The organism is Sulfitobacter sp. JL08, assembly GCF_003352045.1.
Lineage (GTDB): Bacteria > Pseudomonadota > Alphaproteobacteria > Rhodobacterales > Rhodobacteraceae > JL08.
Genome location: NZ_CP025815.1, coordinates 2713833 through 2729696, shown reverse-complemented (window position 1 = coordinate 2729696; position 15864 = coordinate 2713833). Strand labels below are relative to the sequence as shown.

18 protein-coding genes are annotated in these 15864 nt (G+C 60.5%); 17 read left to right on the top strand and 1 reads right to left on the bottom strand.

From position 1 onward, the window contains the following. Positions 1-41 precede the first annotated feature (41 nt). From C1J05_RS13420 to C1J05_RS13380, 9 genes are read left to right on the top strand one after another with little or no spacing between them, the layout of a single operon-like run. The gene (locus C1J05_RS13420; protein WP_114870695.1) at positions 42-1571 is read left to right on the top strand and encodes an AMP-binding protein; all 1530 of its coding nucleotides are present in this window, start codon (positions 42-44) and stop codon (positions 1569-1571) included. Between the two features lie 5 nt (positions 1572-1576). Continuing rightward, positions 1577-1969: a hypothetical protein gene (locus C1J05_RS13415; protein ID WP_162798070.1), complete on the top strand. Its 393-nt coding sequence runs from the start codon at positions 1577-1579 to the stop codon at positions 1967-1969. Beyond that, positions 1966-3570, top strand: coding sequence for a carboxyl transferase domain-containing protein (locus C1J05_RS13410; protein ID WP_114870693.1), 1605 nt, complete (start codon positions 1966-1968; stop codon positions 3568-3570). The genes C1J05_RS13415 and C1J05_RS13410 overlap by 4 nt, the downstream gene beginning before the upstream one ends. A 58-nt stretch (positions 3571-3628) precedes the next feature. Next, on the top strand, positions 3629-5557 hold the full coding sequence (locus C1J05_RS13405) for an acetyl/propionyl/methylcrotonyl-CoA carboxylase subunit alpha (protein WP_114870692.1): 1929 nt from the start codon (positions 3629-3631) through the stop codon (positions 5555-5557). A 3-nt stretch (positions 5558-5560) separates the two neighbouring features. Continuing rightward, complete coding sequence (locus tag C1J05_RS13400; protein WP_114870691.1) at positions 5561-6220, top strand: glutathione S-transferase family protein; 660 nt, start codon at positions 5561-5563, stop codon at positions 6218-6220. 12 nt (positions 6221-6232) lie between these two features. After that, positions 6233-6889, top strand: coding sequence for a glutathione S-transferase family protein (locus C1J05_RS13395; RefSeq protein WP_114870690.1), 657 nt, complete (start codon positions 6233-6235; stop codon positions 6887-6889). 3 nt (positions 6890-6892) lie between these two features. Then, positions 6893-7744, top strand: a complete 852-nt coding sequence (locus C1J05_RS13390; protein WP_114870689.1) for a hydroxymethylglutaryl-CoA lyase — start codon at positions 6893-6895, stop codon at positions 7742-7744. Between the two features lie 29 nt (positions 7745-7773). Next, the gene (locus C1J05_RS13385) at positions 7774-8556 is read left to right on the top strand and encodes a crotonase/enoyl-CoA hydratase family protein (protein WP_114870688.1); all 783 of its coding nucleotides are present in this window, start codon (positions 7774-7776) and stop codon (positions 8554-8556) included. Next, complete coding sequence (locus tag C1J05_RS13380) at positions 8553-9389, top strand: isocitrate lyase/PEP mutase family protein (RefSeq protein ID WP_114870687.1); 837 nt, start codon at positions 8553-8555, stop codon at positions 9387-9389. The genes C1J05_RS13385 and C1J05_RS13380 overlap by 4 nt, the downstream gene beginning before the upstream one ends. 5 nt (positions 9390-9394) lie before the next feature. Here the strand turns inward: C1J05_RS13380 and C1J05_RS13375 are convergent, their stop codons facing one another. Further along, the gene (locus C1J05_RS13375) at positions 9395-10558 is read right to left on the bottom strand and encodes an iron-containing alcohol dehydrogenase (RefSeq protein WP_114870686.1); all 1164 of its coding nucleotides are present in this window, start codon (positions 10556-10558) and stop codon (positions 9395-9397) included. Between the two features lie 147 nt (positions 10559-10705). On the opposite strand from C1J05_RS13375, the gene C1J05_RS13370 reads away from it, so the two are divergent. From C1J05_RS13370 to C1J05_RS13340, 8 genes are all read left to right on the top strand, one after another. Beyond that, the gene (locus C1J05_RS13370) at positions 10706-11071 is read left to right on the top strand and encodes an NADH-quinone oxidoreductase subunit A (protein WP_114872314.1); all 366 of its coding nucleotides are present in this window, start codon (positions 10706-10708) and stop codon (positions 11069-11071) included. Continuing rightward, positions 11062-11595 carry a NuoB/complex I 20 kDa subunit family protein gene (locus tag C1J05_RS13365; protein ID WP_114870685.1) on the top strand — a complete coding sequence of 178 codons (534 nt, stop codon included), beginning with the start codon at positions 11062-11064 and terminating at the stop codon, positions 11593-11595. Before C1J05_RS13370 ends, C1J05_RS13365 begins: the two co-directional genes overlap by 10 nt. Positions 11596-11627: 32 nt before the next feature. Then, complete coding sequence (locus C1J05_RS13360; RefSeq protein ID WP_114870684.1) at positions 11628-12236, top strand: NADH-quinone oxidoreductase subunit C; 609 nt, start codon at positions 11628-11630, stop codon at positions 12234-12236. Next, positions 12236-12409, top strand: a complete 174-nt coding sequence (locus C1J05_RS21725; protein WP_205388947.1) for a hypothetical protein — start codon at positions 12236-12238, stop codon at positions 12407-12409. The genes C1J05_RS13360 and C1J05_RS21725 overlap by 1 nt, the downstream gene beginning before the upstream one ends. Beyond that, on the top strand, positions 12409-13644 hold the full coding sequence (locus tag C1J05_RS13355; protein ID WP_114870683.1) for an NADH-quinone oxidoreductase subunit D: 1236 nt from the start codon (positions 12409-12411) through the stop codon (positions 13642-13644). The genes C1J05_RS21725 and C1J05_RS13355 overlap by 1 nt, the downstream gene beginning before the upstream one ends. Positions 13645-13729: 85 nt before the next feature. Further along, a complete protein-coding gene (gene nuoE / locus C1J05_RS13350) occupies positions 13730-14869 on the top strand; it encodes an NADH-quinone oxidoreductase subunit NuoE (RefSeq protein WP_114870682.1) in 1140 nt (379 codons plus the stop codon). 30 nt (positions 14870-14899) lie between these two features. Continuing rightward, complete coding sequence (locus C1J05_RS13345; RefSeq protein ID WP_114870681.1) at positions 14900-15610, top strand: NADH:quinone oxidoreductase; 711 nt, start codon at positions 14900-14902, stop codon at positions 15608-15610. A gap of 15 nt (positions 15611-15625) precedes the next feature. Next, positions 15626-15862: a DUF5337 domain-containing protein gene (locus C1J05_RS13340; protein ID WP_254684600.1), complete on the top strand. Its 237-nt coding sequence runs from the start codon at positions 15626-15628 to the stop codon at positions 15860-15862. The last annotated feature ends 2 nt before the right edge of the window (positions 15863-15864 follow it).

The following is a 15864-nucleotide window of genomic DNA, read 5'->3' as shown; positions in this document are numbered from 1 at the left end:
GCAGCAATGTTGCACGCCGTTTGTTGTAAAGAAGTCACGCTATGACGGGGCAAAACAACTGGACAGACGCAACCCGCAACAAGACCTTTCCGGCGCAGTTGAATATGGCGGCGCAATGTCTGGCCCATCCCGATGACCAGATTGCCCTGATCGACCTTACCGGTGCTGATCGGCGCGATATCAGCTATGGTGACCTTGCGCATATGGTGGATACGCTGGCAGCGGTGCTGGCCAGACAGGTCAGGGTCGGTGACAGGGTCGGTGTGTTGCGCAGCCAGGATCCGTGGACCGCTGCGGCGCATCTGGCGATCTGGAAAATCGGTGCGATTTCGGTGCCGTTGTTCAAGTTGTTTCAAGCCGATGCCTTGCGCGTCCGGATCGTGGATGCGCAGCCGGTGATGATCGTGACCGATCAGGCCGGTGCCGAAATGGTGGATGGTCTGGGGGTTAACACCCTGATCCCCGAAACACTGGCGCGGCACGAAACGGCGGTGCCTTATCATATGACAGCGGCAGAAGACCCCGCCGTTCTGATCTACACCAGCGGTACAACAGGATTGCCCAAGGGCGCCCTGCATGCACACCGTGTGCTGACCGGACATTTGCCCGGTGTGGCGGTCAGCCACGACCTGTTGGGTGAACCGGGCGATTGCCTGTGGACCCCTGCCGACTGGGCATGGATCGGGGGCCTGTTTGATGTGTTGATGCCGGGTCTTGCGCTTGGTGTTCCGGTTGTGGCGGCGCGGCTGGACAAATTCAGCGTGGCGGGGTGTCAGGACATTATCGCGCGTGGCAACGTGCGCAATGTGTTCTTTCCGCCGACCGCCTTGCGGATGCTGAAGGCTGACGGCGCCAGTGTTTCCGGCTTGCGCAGTGTGGCGTCAGGGGGTGAACCTTTGGGGGCAGAAATGCTGGCCTGGGGGCGGGCGGCCTTCGAGCTTGAGATCAACGAATTCTACGGCCAGACAGAATGCAACATGATCGTTTCAAGTTGTGGCAGCGCCTTTCCGGCGCGCCCGGGATGTATCGGCAAACCGGTCGCAGGGCACGAGGTTGCCGTGCTGGACGAAACCGGCACCCCGACGCAGGCGGAAGGTGATATTGCGGTGCGGCGCGGTTCGCCGTCGATGATGCTGGAATACTGGCGCCGTCCCGAAGACACCGCCGCGAAATTTCGTGGTGACTGGATGCTGACTGGTGACAGGGGCATGTGGGAAGGCGATTATCTGCGGTTTATCGGACGCGAGGATGATGTGATCACCTCGTCCGGGTATCGCATCGGCCCATCGGAAATCGAGGATTGCCTGTTGCGTCATCCTGCGGTCGCTACCGTGGGCGTTGTGGGCAAACCAGATCCGCTGCGCACCGAAATCGTGAAGGCCTATGTCGTCCTGAAAGATGCCAGCACGGCAAGTGATGCCTTGGCGCGCGCCTTGCAGGATCATGTCAAACAGCATCTGGCCAGCTATTCCTACCCACGGGAAATCGGGTTTCTTGATGCGCTGCCAATGACCGTAACAGGCAAGGTGATCCGCAAGGAACTCAAGGCGCGGGCGGCGCGCGAGGGATGATCGGTATGGGAACCAGACTGGCCAATTTCCGGTGTCCGAATTGCCAGACGCTTTTGCCGCTGTTTGTGATGGTCACGACATTGCGCAACCGGTTGAGCATGTCGCTGAAAACCGGAGCCAAGGGCGTGAATTGCCCGCAATGCGGGCGCGGGGTGCGGCTGGTCTACAATGTGTCCTACGGGGCGGGGGCCACACTGCACCTGTTGCTGGGGATCGTGACGCTGGGCCTTGCTCTGGCTTTGCTTTTCGCCATTGGCGCGATGGTGCTGGCCATCCTGCCCGGGGCATGGGGCATTGCGATCACCGGAGTGATCTGGGTGATACTGGGCCAAATCGGATCAATGGCCCTGAACGGATATGTAATGGCGCGGCTGTGCCATGTGGAGGACAGTGAATGAAACTGACATCAAACGCGTTGCCATCCTCGGAGGGCTTTCAGGCCAATGTGCGCCAGCACCTTGAGGCGCTGGATGTGGTGCGACAGGCGGCAGAGCATGCCGCGGCCGGCGGCGGTGGAAAATCACGCGACCGCCATGTGTCGCGCGGCAAGATGCTGCCCCGGGACCGGGTGGCCAACCTGCTGGATGCAGGCAGCCCGTTTCTGGAGATCGGCGCCACGGCGGCACATGGGCTTTATGATGGTGCGGCCCCCTGCGCCGGGGTGATCGCGGGCATCGGGCAGGTCCACGGGCAGAATGTTATGGTGGTGTGCAATGACGCCACTGTCAAAGGCGGCACCTATTACCCGATGACGGTCAAGAAGCACCTGCGCGCACAGGAGATTGCGCAGGAAAACCATCTTCCCTGTGTCTATCTGGTGGATTCGGGCGGGGCCAACCTGCCCAATCAGGACGAGGTGTTCCCCGACCGCGACCATTTCGGGCGGATTTTCTACAATCAGGCCCAGATGTCGGCCCTGGGTATCCCGCAGATTGCGGTTGTGATGGGCTCTTGTACTGCAGGCGGGGCCTATGTTCCGGCCATGTCGGATGTCACGATCATCGTCAAGGATCAGGGCACGATCTTTCTGGCCGGCCCGCCACTGGTCAAGGCGGCCACGGGCGAAGTGGTCACTGCCGAAGATCTGGGCGGCGGCGACGTGCACACCCGCCTGTCGGGCGTGGCCGATTATCTCGCCGAAGACGATGCGCACGCGCTGGCCCTGGCCCGGCGGGCTGTGGCGGGGCTGAACCGCGGCCTTCCCGACACGGTCCAGTGGCAACCCGCCGAAGACCCGGCCTATGATCCGGCGGAAATTCTGGGGGTTGTGCCATGTGATCTGCGCACGCCTTATGACATCCGCGAGGTGATTGCCCGCACGGTCGACGGGTCGCGCTTTGATGAATTCAAACCGCGCTTTGGCGAAACGCTGGTGACAGGGTTTGCCCATGTCAAAGGCTGCCCGGTGGGGATCATCGCCAATAATGGTGTGCTGTTTTCCGAAGCGGCGCAAAAGGGCGCGCATTTTGTCGAACTGTGCAGCCAGCGCAAGATTCCACTGGTATTCCTGCAAAACATCACCGGTTTCATGGTGGGGCGGAAATACGAAAACGAAGGCATCGCACGCCACGGGGCCAAGATGGTAACGGCTGTGGCCACCACCAGCGTGCCGAAAATCACCATGGTTGTGGGCGGCAGTTTCGGGGCCGGAAACTATGGCATGGCAGGACGGGCCTATCAGCCGCGGTTCATGTGGTCCTGGCCGAATTCGCGGATTTCCGTGATGGGCGGGCCGCAGGCGGCGGGGGTGTTGGCCACGGTCAAACGCGATGCCATCGAACGCGGTGGCGGCACTTGGTCCGAGGACGAGGAAGCGGCGTTCAAACAGCCGACCATCGATATGTTCGAGGAACAATCCCACCCGCTTTATGCCAGTGCGCGGCTTTGGGATGACGGCATCGTTGATCCGCGCAAATCGCGCGATGTGCTGGCACTTTCCCTGCGCGCGTCGCTGAACGCCCCGATCAGGGAGACACGTTTCGGCGTGTTCCGGATGTAGGAATGGGGTGTGACATGAGACATTTGGGACAACGCTGAAATGCTTGGGAAGAGACAAAATGTTTAACACAATCCTGATCGCCAACAGGGGCGAGATTGCATGCCGCGTGATGGAAACGGCGCAGGCGATGGGCGTGCGCTGTGTGGCGGTCTATTCCGATGCGGACGCTGCGGCCAAGCATGTGCAGATGGCGGATGTTGCCGTGCATATCGGTGGCGCGGCCCCCAAGGACAGTTATTTGCGTGGCGATGCGATCATCAAGGCGGCTCTGGACACCGGCGCTGAGGCGATCCATCCCGGTTACGGGTTCCTGTCCGAAAATCCGGATTTCGTCGAACAGGTGCAAAAGGCGGGGCTGGTCTTTATCGGGCCGGATGCGGATGCGATCCGCGCGATGGGGTTAAAGGATGCCGCCAAGGCGTTGATGGAAAAGGCCAATGTACCTGTGGTGCCCGGCTATCATGGGGCTGATCAAGGCAATCTGGCGGCGCGGGCGGACGACGTTGGATATCCGGTATTGATCAAGGCGGTCGCCGGTGGTGGTGGCAAAGGCATGCGCCTCGTCGAAGACCCGGCCGAATTCGACGCCGCCCTGGCCAGCGCACAGGGCGAAGCGCTGACCGCCTTTGGCAACGATGCGGTTCTGATCGAAAAATATGTCAGCAAACCCCGCCATATCGAAGTGCAGGTCTTTGGCGACGGCACCGATGCCGTGCATCTGTTCGAACGGGATTGTTCGTTGCAACGGCGCCATCAAAAGGTCATCGAGGAAGCGCCGGCACCGGGTATGACGCCGGAAATGCGCGCCGAAATGGGCGCGGCGGCAGTGCGCGCTGCCGAGGCGATCGGGTACAAGGGGGCAGGCACCGTTGAATTCATCGTTGATGCCAGCGAAGGGCTGCGCAGCGACCGGTTCTATTTCATGGAGATGAACACACGCCTGCAGGTGGAACATCCCGTGACCGAAGCGATCACCGGCATTGATCTGGTGGAATGGCAATTGCGGGTTGCAGCCGGTGCGGCATTGCCGTTGCAACAGGGCCAGATCACGCTGACGGGCCACGCGTTTGAATCGCGTTTGTATGCCGAGGATGTGCCAGCGGGGTTCCTGCCCGCGACCGGCACATTGCAACATCTGAAATTTCCCGAAGGTGTGCGCGCAGACAGCGGTGTGCGCACCGGTGACACGATCAGCCCGTTTTACGATCCGATGATCGCCAAAGTGGTCACTTACGGACCGACCCGTGCGGTGGCACTGGCGCGGATGCGGGCGGCACTGGCCCATACCCAGGTGGCGGGGACGGTGACAAACCTTGCCTTTCTGGGCGCATTGGCAGGGCACGCCGGTTTTGCCGCCGGCGACGTTGATACCGGGCTGATCGCGCGCGACATCGATGCACTGACCCGCGCGCCCGATGCGCAGCCGCGCCATGCGGTGCGCGCGGCGATGGCGGCACTGAACGTGGAAACGGGCGGACCAGAGGCCGGATTTGCCCTTTGGCAGCCGCTGGCCAGAACAGTGACATTGCAAACCGATGACGTGGAATTTGATGCGGTGATGCGTGCACAGGGACCGGACCGGCAAATCTGGACAGTTCAGGGGGCCGAAGTGATCGCCGAGCGGGTCGGCGGGCGCTGGATGATTGACGGGCAGATCGCGCCCGAAGTGGCGCAGGCCGGTAACCGGATCACGGTATTTGCGGATTACGGCCTGCCCTTTACCGTGATCGATCCGTTAGAGCGCGCTACAGCCGCACACGGTGACGGCAACCTGATCGAGGCGCCGATGCCGGGACTGGTCAAGGCGGTATTCGCCACCGCCGGTCAGGCCGTGGCCAAAGGCGACCGGCTGGCCATTCTGGAAGCGATGAAGATGGAACACGCGCTGCTGGCGGCGCGTGACGGGATCGTGGCCGAAGTGCTTGCCATTGCGGGTGTTCAGGTAGAAGCTGGTGCCGCACTGGTCCAGCTTGAGCCCGAGGAATAGACAATGATCCGCCTGCACCACGTTCCGTTTTCCCGATCCTTCCGGGTGTTGTGGCTGCTTCAGGAAATGGGGCTGGATTTTGATGTGGCCGAGTACCGTATCCGCGACGGATCGTTGCGATCTGCCGCGTTTACCAAGGTGTCGCCCACGGGCCGCGTGCCGGGGATCGAGATCGACGGTATTTCGATGTTCGAAAGCGGGGCCATCGTGCAATATCTGTGCGAAACGCGGCCTGAACACGGGCTTGCCCCGACACCGGGCGCGCCGGAACGCCCGCGTTTCCTTGAACTGATCGGATTTGCCGAAACCATGGCTGCCCTGGTGGAACAGCTGAACCTGAACCACGTGTTTCTGCGCGATCCGGCCCAGGCATCGCCGGTGGTGATCAAGCTGAACACCGCGCGTCTGACCGCAACGGTCAGGGTGATGGAGCAGATGCTGGGCGATCAGGACTATTTGCTGCCATCCGGTTTTTCTGCGGCAGATGCGATGATGGGGTTCAACGTGTTTTCGTTGCCCTATTACGTGCATCTGGACCCGTTCCCGCGCTTGCTGGCCTATAAACAGCGGCTTGAAGAACGCCCCGCCTATCGCGCGGCCCGCGCCCGTGACGGCGAACAGGATTTTTACGACAAACCGTTTTATCCCGTCCCCGAAGCCTAGGCAAAACAGCCAATGATCCGTCTGCATCATTGTCCCCAGACACGTTCCATGCGGACGTTGTGGCTGCTGATCGAACTGGGGGTCACTTTCGAAGTTGTCGAACACGCCTTTGGAAAGAACCTGAGATCTGCGGACTATTTGCAGATCGCGCCATCCGGCCGGGTGCCCGCGCTGGAAATCGATGGCGACCGGATGATCGAAAGCGGTGCGATCACAGAATATCTGTGCGAATTGTTTCCCAAGGCGGGTCTGGGTCGTCTGCCGGGCGAGCGTGAGCGGCGGGAATGGCTTTCGTGGATACATTTTGCCGAAACGATCACGCAACACTCTGCCGCGCTGACACAGCAGCATGTGGCGCTGTATGATCCTGCAATGCGCAGCCCCATCGTCACCAAACTTGAAGCGGCGCGGCTGGGCAAATGTTTTGGCGCATTGGAAGCGGCACTTTCGGACGGGCGTGACTATTTGCTGACAGGCGGGTTTTCGGCGGCCGATATTTCCGTAGGGCAGGCGGTTTACATGGCGCGCTATTTCGCCAGACTGGACGGGTTCGATCAACTGGCGGCCTGGTATGCCCGCATAGCGGCGCGCCCTGCCTTCAAAGAGTCTCTGCCCGAACGCGGCACGGAATTGTACAAGCAGGAATTTTACGAAGTCTGGGAGGGCTGAACCATGCACAAGCAGGTCGAGATTTTCGAGGTCGGTCCAAGGGACGGGCTTCAGAACGAAAAGCGCGATATTCCGGTGGCTGAAAAAATTGCACTGATTGATCTTCTTGGTCGGGCAGGGTTTTCCCGCATTGAGGTGGCCAGTTTTGTCAGCCCCAAATGGGTGCCGCAAATGGCAGGCAGCGCCGAGGTTCTGGCGGGCATCGAGCGCGTCAAGGGCGTGTCCTATACGGCGCTGACGCCCAACATGCGCGGTTTCGAGGATGCGGTGGACGCCAAGGCGGACGAAATCGCGATTTTCGGATCGGCGTCCGAGGGGTTTTCCAAGGCCAACATCAATGCAAGCATCGCGGAATCGATGGAGCGTTTCAAACCCGTGGTGGCTGCCGCGCGGCATATCGACATGCCGGTGCGGGCATATGTGTCATGTGTGACCGACTGCCCCTATGACGGCAAGGTTGCACCGGCACAGGTGGCCGAAGTGGCCAGCGCGCTGTTTTCGATGGGCTGTTACGAGGTGTCACTGGGGGACACGATCGGCGCGGGCACACCGGATTCCATCGCCAAGATGTTGCTGGCCGTGCGCGAGGTGGTCCCGATGCACCGTCTGGCGGGGCATTACCACAACACCGGCGGGCGGGCGCTGGCCAATATAGATGCGTCCCTGTCCCTGGGATTGCGGACTTTTGATGCGGCGGTCGGCGGTCTGGGCGGTTGTCCCTATGCGCCGGGCGCGGCGGGGAATGTCGCGACCGAAGCGGTGGTGAAACACCTGCATGCGCTGGGCTATGAAACCGGGCTTGATCTGGATGTGCTGAACCAGGCGGCGGATATGGCGCGGTCCATGCGCGGATAAGACGGAACAATGATGAACCGGTGGGTGATATGTTTGAAACGATAACAATTGAAACCGACAGCCGCGGGGTTGCAACGCTGACGCTGAACCGCCCGGACAAGCACAACGCGATGTCTGCCCAGATGCTTGCGGAATTGACCGAGGCTGCGGCCCGGTTCGCGCAAAACAGCGATGTGCGCGTTGTGGTGCTGACGGGGGCCGGAAAAAGCTTTTGCGCGGGCGGGGATCTGGGCTGGATGCAGGCACAGATGCAGATGGACGAGGCCACCCGCGCCAAGGAAGCGGCAAAGCTGGCCATCATGTTGCAGGCGTTGAACACCTTGCCGCAACCGGTAATCGGGGCGGTACAGGGCAATGCGTTTGGCGGCGGCGTCGGCATGGCAAGCGTGTGCGATGTGGCGATTGGCGCCGATCACATAAAAATGGGCCTGACCGAAACCCGGCTGGGTCTGATCCCGGCCACCATCGGCCCCTATGTGGTGGCCCGAATGGGCGAAGGGCGCGCACGGCGCGTGTTCATGTCCGCGCGTCTGTTTGATGCGCACGAAGCGGTTGATCTGGGTCTGCTGGCACGCGCTGTGCCCGCAGACGATCTGGCTGCGGCGGTCGAGGCAGAGGTGGCACCCTATCTGTCCTGTGCGCCGGGTGCGGTGGCTGCGGCCAAGGCGTTGGTACGTGATCTGGGGCCGAAGATTGATCAGGCGGTAATTGATCATACCGTCAACGCGCTGTCCGAGCGTTGGGACAGCCCAGAGGCGGGCGAGGGGATCGCCGCCTTTTTTGAGAAACGCAAGGCCAAGTGGATGCCATGACGGAAACCCTGTCGGCATTTCGCGCTTTGCACAGCCAACCCGCAGCCTTTGTCATTCCCAACCCCTGGGATACTGGCAGCGCGCGCATTCTGGCCGCGCTCGGGTTTCCCGCGCTGGCGACCACCAGCGCCGGCATGGCGTTTTCCATGGGCCTGCGTGAAGGGATGGCATCGCGCGATGCGGTTCTGGCCCATTGCCGCGAAATCGTAACCGCGACAAATCTGCCAGTCTCCGCCGATCTGGAACACGGGTTTGGCCATAGCCCTGAAAGTGCCGCAAAAACCATCGTGGCAGCCGCTGAAACCGGATTGGCGGGGGCATCGCTTGAGGATCATACCGGCGACCCTGATGCGCCAATCTACGATTTTTCTCTTGCCGTCGAACGGATCACGGCCGCAGTCGAAGCGTGCCGTGCCCTGCAGGATGATTTTGTATTCACCGCGCGATGCGAGAACCTGCTGTGGGGGCGGGACGATCTGGACGACACGATCAAGCGCCTGCAAGCGTTCGAGGCCGCAGGCGCGGATGTGCTTTATGCGCCCGGCCTGACCGATCTTGCATCGATCCGGCTGGTCTGTGACAGCCTGTCCAAACCGGTCAACGTGGTGATGGGCATGCCGGGGCGCACGTTTTCGGTAGCTGATTTAAGCGCGGCGGGCGTGAAGCGGATCAGTGTCGGGTCCGCTCTGGCGCGTCTGGCCTATGGCACTCTGGTGCGCGCCGCGCGCGACATGGCCCAGAACGGGACGTTTGATTTTGCCGATGACGCGATGGGGTTCAAGGAGCTTGAACAGCATTTTCCGGAAACCGCGACTGACGCTGATCTTCCCTGAACATCTTACCAGACTTCGCCATAGAGCGCGATAATATCGTCCGCATCCGGCACTTTGGGATTGTTCTGGGGCGATCCTGACGCCAGTGCCTGCTGCGCCATCAGGGCAAACATGTCCGTGTCGCCACTGTGCCCCAGCGCCGACGGCGTGGGCACTTTCAGATCGTCATTAAGACGGCGCAATCCATCGACCAGTTTGCCACAGGCGACCGCATCGCTGTCACCTGTCGTCGCCCAGTCCATGACGCGGGCACAGGTGGCGTAACGTTCGGGCGCGGCGGGTGTCGAATAGGCCGTGACCGCGGGCAGCAAAATCGCATTGGACAATCCGTGCGCGACGTGGAAATGCGCCCCGATCGGGCGGCTCATCCCGTGGACCAGCGCGACATACGCATTCGAAAACGCCATACCCGCCTGCGCGGCCGCCAGCATCAGCGCCGCGCGGGCAGGGCCGTTTTCCGGGTCGGCGCAGGCGGTGCGCACATTATGGGCGATCAGCGGCATTGCCGACAGGGCAAAGGCATCCGTATAGGCAAACGCCTTGCGGCTCACATAAGCCTCAATCGCGTGGGTCAGGCTGTCAACGGCGGTGTCTGCGGTGATCCGCCACGGTTTCGTGGTGGTCAGCGTCCAGTCGATCAGCGCGGCGGTCGCCACACAGGCCAGACCGGACAAGTTGTATTTTTCCGGCGCGGCGGTGTCGGTGATCACGCACCAGCGGGTCAGTTCCGATCCGGTGCCGCCGGTGGTGGGAATCAGGATAACCGGCAAACCGCAGCGGTTGATCTGGCGGGGTGCCTTGTAATCGCGCACATGCCCGTCATTCACCGCCATGAACGATACCGCCTTGGCCGTGTCCATCGGGCTGCCGCCGCCAAATCCGATGATGCAGTCGAAATCACCCGCCCTGAGTGCGGCAAGCCCCTGATCCACGCAGGTATCAGTGGGGTCTTCGACAACTTCGTCAAACACCTGATGCACCACGCCCGCCGCATCCAGCGCTTGCGTCAGCGTGGCGACATGACCCAAGGCAACCAGATTGCGATCGGTCACGATCAGCGGGCGGGACAGGCCAAGCTGGTGCAGAACGTCACCGGTTTCAGCCACAACACCGCCACCGATCCGGATGATGCGGGGCGATTGCACCCGCCCGATAGCTTCTGTTTGCATCCCTTTGCCCTTTCTGTGGGTGCGGCATTTCCAACCAAACAAACCGCGCAACCCATGTTGACCCTGTCAGAGCCCAAAGGTACACCCTTTGTCAGCCAACTTCGCAAACTGATCTGCGCCCGAGGCGCAAGAATAGGAGCAGCCACCGTGGACGAGATGTTGAGGGAATACCTTCCCATCCTGGTGTTTTTGGCCGTTGCCATAGGGCTTGGTCTGGTTTTGATCCTGGCTGCCGTGGTGATCGCCGTGCGCAATCCCGACCCTGAAAAAGTGTCGGCTTACGAATGCGGCTTTAATGCGTTCGATGATGCGCGGATGAAATTCGATGTCCGGTTCTATCTGGTGTCGATTCTGTTCATTATTTTCGATCTCGAAATTGCCTTTCTGTTTCCGTGGGCCGTGGCCTTTCAGGACATCAGCATGGCAGGCTTCTGGTCGATGATGGTGTTCCTGGCTGTGCTGACGATCGGCTTTGCCTATGAATGGAAAAAGGGAGCGCTGGAATGGCAGTAGCAACCGGAGTGAACACCGCCGGCGTCGACATGGATGCGTCGGCCAAGGCGATGAACGCAGAGCTTCAGGACAAGGGGTTCCTGCTGACCTCGACCGCGGATATCGTCAACTGGGCCCGCACCGGATCGCTGCACTGGATGACATTCGGTCTGGCCTGCTGCGCGGTGGAAATGATGCACACCTCGATGCCGCGCTATGATCTTGAACGCTTTGGCACAGCGCCCCGCGCCAGCCCGCGCCAGTCCGACCTGATGATCGTGGCCGGCACCCTGACTAACAAGATGGCTCCCGCGCTGCGCAAAGTCTATGACCAGATGCCCGAACCGCGCTACGTGATCTCGATGGGATCCTGCGCGAACGGGGGCGGGTATTACCATTATTCCTATTCGGTGGTGCGCGGCTGTGACCGGATCGTGCCTGTTGATGTCTATGTCCCGGGCTGCCCGCCGACAGCCGAGGCATTGCTGTACGGCATCCTGCAACTGCAACGTAAAATTCGCCGCACGGGCACGATTGTCCGCTAGTCGGATGTCCCGGACGCACGGAAAGGCCAAAGATGAGTGACGCGCTTAAAGAACTAGGCACCCATATCGAATTGAAACGCCCCGATTGCGTGCTGGCATGGGATGTGACCGAGGGCGAGTTGAACATGGATGTGGCGCCGTCCAACATCGCCGGGTTTGTCGAATTCCTGAAATCCGATAACACGTGCAAGTTTTCGTCGCTTGTGGACATCACAGGTGTTGATTACCCGCAACGCCCGAAACGCTTTGACGTGGTCTATCATCTGCTGTCGATGTACCAGAACCACCGTATCCGTCTGCGTGTCAGCATCCGCGAAGAAGATATGGTGCCCTCGATCATCGACGTGCACCCCAGCGCCAACTGGTTCGAACGCGAAGTGTTCGATATGTTCGGCATCCTGTTTTCCGGCCACCCCGATCTGCGCCGCATCCTGACTGATTACGGGTTTCGCGGCTATCCGCTGCGCAAGGATTTCCCGACAACTGGCTATACCGAAGTGCGCTATGACGATGTGCAGAAACGCGTGATCTACGAACCGGTTTCGCTGGTTCAGGAATACCGCCAGTTCGATTTCATGTCGCCCTGGGAAGGGGCTGAATACATCCTGCCCGGCGACGAAAAGAAAGAGGAGGCCAAGTGATGGAATTTATCGTCTGGCTGATCGTTGCGGCATTGACAGTTATCCCGATGTTCAAGCTGCTGCCGCATTTCGGCGTGAACAAGAACTGGGCCTTTGCGGGTATCATCCCGCTGGGAGCGCTGGTGCTGCTGTGGGTGATGGCGATGAAACTGCAAGAGCTGGAGCAACGCTGATGGACGGTGATATTCGCGTAAACACCTATGACGACGGATCGACCGACGCCCAGACCGGCGAACAGAAGATCCGCAACTTCAACATCAACTTTGGCCCGCAACACCCTGCGGCCCACGGTGTTCTGCGTCTGGTGCTTGAACTGGACGGCGAGATTGTAGAACGCTGCGATCCCCATATCGGCCTGCTGCACCGTGGCACTGAAAAACTGATGGAAAGCCGCACCTACCTGCAAAACCTGCCCTATTTCGACCGGCTGGATTACGTCGCGCCGATGAACCAGGAACATGCCTGGTGTCTGGCCATCGAAAAACTGACAGGGGTCGAGGTGCCGCGCCGCGCCAGCCTGATCCGGGTGCTGTATTCCGAAATCGGCCGCGTTCTGAACCATCTGCTGAACGTCACCACGCAGGCCATGGATGTGGGCGCGCTGACACCGCCGCTCTGGGGCTTTGAAGAGCGTGAAAAGCTGATGATCTTTTACGAACGGGCGTGCGGTGCGCGCCTGCACGCGGCCTATTTCCGTCCCGGCGGTGTTCATCAGGACCTGCCCGATGCGCTGCTGGATGACATCGAAACATGGGCGCACGAGTTTCCGGCCGTGATGGACGACATCGACGGATTGCTGACCGAAAACCGGATTTTCAAGCAGCGCAATGTCGATATCGGGATCATTTCCCGGCAGGACGCGCTGGACTGGGGCTTTTCCGGCGTCATGGTGCGCGGCTCTGGCATGGCATGGGATCTGCGGCGCGCCCAGCCCTATGAATGCTACGACGAGTTCGAATTTCAGGTACCGGTAGGCAAGAACGGCGATTGTTATGACCGCTATCTTGTCCGCATGGAAGAAATGCGCCAGTCGGTCAGCATCATCAAACAGGCGATCGCCAAACTGCGCGATGAACCGGGTGATATTCTGGCGCGGGGCAAGATCACACCACCATCGCGCAGCGACATGAAAACCTCGATGGAAAGCCTGATCCACCACTTCAAGCTTTATACCGAAGGCTTTCACGTCCCCGCGGGCGAAGTCTATTGCGCGGTCGAGGCACCCAAGGGCGAATTCGGCGTCTACCTTGTGGCCGATGGCACAAACAAACCCTACCGCGCCAAACTGCGCGCGCCGGGCTTTTTGCACCTGCAGGCGATGGATTACATGGCGACCGGCCACCAGCTGGCCGACGTTGCCGCCATCATCGGATCCATGGACGTGGTGTTCGGGGAGATTGACCGGTGAGAGATGCCATGACCGCCATTCATCTTTTCCAAAATACTTCCGCCGGAGGCTCCGACGCTTCCCAAGCGCACAGAAAGACGACCTGATGCTACGCCGCCTTCACCCCACCCAACCTGACAGTTTTGCCTTCACCCCAGCCAATCAGGCATGGGCCGAGGCGCAGATCACCAAATATCCCGAAGGCCGTCAGGCATCGGCGATCATTCCGCTGTTGTGGCGTGCGCAGGAACAGGAGGGCTGGCTGACCCGCCCGGCCATCGAACATGTCAGCGATATGCTGGGGCTGGCATATATTCGCGGACTCGAAGTGGCGTCGTTCTACTTTATGTTCCAGTTGCAACCTGTTGGGTCTGTTGCCCATATTCAGGTGTGCGGCACAACGTCCTGCATGATCTGCGGTGCCGAAGATCTGGTGGCGGTTTGCAAGGACAAGATTGCGCCCAAGGCGCATCAGCTCAGCGATGATGGCAAGTTCAGCTGGGAAGAGGTGGAATGCCTCGGATCCTGTTCGAATGCGCCGATGGCGCAGATCGGCAAGGATTACTACGAGGATCTGACCGCCAAGCGGATGGGCGAAATCATTGATGAACTGGCTGCGGGCAAAGTGCCGGTGCCGGGGCCGCAGAACGGACGCTATGCGGCTGAACCGCTGGGCGGACTGACCAGCCTGACCGAATATGACAGCGGCAAGACCCAGTATAACGCCAGCGCGCAGCTTGCGATGGATATCGGCGACACCGTCAAACGTATCGATGGCACCGAGGTGCCGCTGATCACGCCGTGGCAGGGCAAGCCGGCCAAGGCAGATAAATCGGCGGGCAAATCCACGCCCAAGGATAAGGCGCGTACCGTTGCCCCCGCCGATGAAACCGGGATTGCGAAACAGCAGGCCCGGGCCAAATCCAAGGCGAAACCACCCGTCAAACCCGCGGACGGCAAGAAACCCCGTGTCATGAAAGCGCCGCGCAAATCCGGCGCCGACGATCTGAAAATGATCAAGGGTGTCGGGCCGAAGCTTGAAAAACTGCTGCATTCCATGGGCTTTTACCATTACGATCAGATCGCCAAGTGGAGTGCCGAAGAAATCGCGTGGGTCGATGAGAACCTTGTGGGGTTCAAGGGCCGCGTAAGCCGCGACGGTTGGGTGGCGCAAGCTGCCAAACTGGCATCGGGTGACGAAACAGAATTCTCGAAACGTGCCAAAAAAGACGGCGTCTATGACTGACACCGATAATCAACAGGGGAACAGAGAATAATGAACCAGCTCGATCAGAAATCTGAATGTGTGCAAAAATGGTGGAAACTGTCTGCAATCGGCGGACTTGTACTGGCGTTGGTGTTGTGGCTGCTGGCCGGGTGGGGGTTCTTCGGTGCTCTTGTCGCGGGTATTCTGGTGGCTGTGATCGCCGGGTTTGTCCTGAGCAAGGTGCAATGCCCTGACCAAGAGGTGCAGCCACCTGCGTCCGCAGCCAAACCGGCAGATCCTGCGCCTGCGCCAACACCTGCGCCGACGCCGACGCCCGCAGCGGCATCTGTCGCGCCGGCTGCCGTCGCCTCAAGCGTGCCAACATCCGAACCGGCTGCGAAAAAACTCGCAGCGAAAAAGGCCCCTGCGAAAAAGGCAGCCCCCAAGGCAAGTGCGGTCAAACCGGCCACGGCCAAGGCCCCTGCGCGCAAACCGGTCGCGGCAGATGGCAAGCCCGAAATGCTGACAGCGGCGCGCGGTGGCGTTGCCGATGATCTGAAACTGCTGAAAGGTGTTGGGCCCAAGCTGGAACAGACGCTGAATGCGCTGGGTGTGTACCATTTCGATCAGATCGCGAGCTGGCGCAAAAAGGAAATCGACTGGGTCGATGACAAGCTGAAGTTCAAGGGCCGGATCGAACGCGACGACTGGATCAAACAGGCCAAGCTTCTGGCCAAAGGCGGCGAGACCGAGTTTTCCAAACGCAGCAAGAAGACCTGATAGGAGCAATACAGCGTGAGGTCCGATCAAGACATGGCCACGGATGCAGCAATCGCTCGGCGCGGGCGAATTGTTGCGTTGGTGATAGCTGCGGGTGGCATTGCCGCACTGCTCGCGCCATGGCTGGTGCAGGCATTGGGTTTGCCCATCCGCTACGAGATGCTGTTCTATTTCGGATCGCTCGCCGCCTTTGTCTGGGCGATGTTCAATATTTACCAAATGCGCCGCGCGCGCCGTGACAACCAAGGGTAGTC

Coding starts and splice junctions, on each gene's coding strand:
- C1J05_RS13420 (WP_114870695.1), top strand. CDS start 42: ATGACGGGGCAAAACAACTGGACAGACGCAACCCGCAACAAGACCTTT.
- C1J05_RS13415 (WP_162798070.1), top strand. CDS start 1,577: ATGGGAACCAGACTGGCCAATTTCCGGTGTCCGAATTGCCAGACGCTT.
- C1J05_RS13410 (WP_114870693.1), top strand. CDS start 1,966: ATGAAACTGACATCAAACGCGTTGCCATCCTCGGAGGGCTTTCAGGCC.
- C1J05_RS13405 (WP_114870692.1), top strand. CDS start 3,629: ATGTTTAACACAATCCTGATCGCCAACAGGGGCGAGATTGCATGCCGC.
- C1J05_RS13400 (WP_114870691.1), top strand. CDS start 5,561: ATGATCCGCCTGCACCACGTTCCGTTTTCCCGATCCTTCCGGGTGTTG.
- C1J05_RS13395 (WP_114870690.1), top strand. CDS start 6,233: ATGATCCGTCTGCATCATTGTCCCCAGACACGTTCCATGCGGACGTTG.
- C1J05_RS13390 (WP_114870689.1), top strand. CDS start 6,893: ATGCACAAGCAGGTCGAGATTTTCGAGGTCGGTCCAAGGGACGGGCTT.
- C1J05_RS13385 (WP_114870688.1), top strand. CDS start 7,774: ATGTTTGAAACGATAACAATTGAAACCGACAGCCGCGGGGTTGCAACG.
- C1J05_RS13380 (WP_114870687.1), top strand. CDS start 8,553: ATGACGGAAACCCTGTCGGCATTTCGCGCTTTGCACAGCCAACCCGCA.
- C1J05_RS13375 (WP_114870686.1), bottom strand. CDS start 10,558: ATGCAAACAGAAGCTATCGGGCGGGTGCAATCGCCCCGCATCATCCGG.
- C1J05_RS13365 (WP_114870685.1), top strand. CDS start 11,062: ATGGCAGTAGCAACCGGAGTGAACACCGCCGGCGTCGACATGGATGCG.
- C1J05_RS13360 (WP_114870684.1), top strand. CDS start 11,628: ATGAGTGACGCGCTTAAAGAACTAGGCACCCATATCGAATTGAAACGC.
- C1J05_RS21725 (WP_205388947.1), top strand. CDS start 12,236: ATGGAATTTATCGTCTGGCTGATCGTTGCGGCATTGACAGTTATCCCG.
- C1J05_RS13355 (WP_114870683.1), top strand. CDS start 12,409: ATGGACGGTGATATTCGCGTAAACACCTATGACGACGGATCGACCGAC.
- nuoE (WP_114870682.1), top strand. CDS start 13,730: ATGCTACGCCGCCTTCACCCCACCCAACCTGACAGTTTTGCCTTCACC.
- C1J05_RS13345 (WP_114870681.1), top strand. CDS start 14,900: ATGAACCAGCTCGATCAGAAATCTGAATGTGTGCAAAAATGGTGGAAA.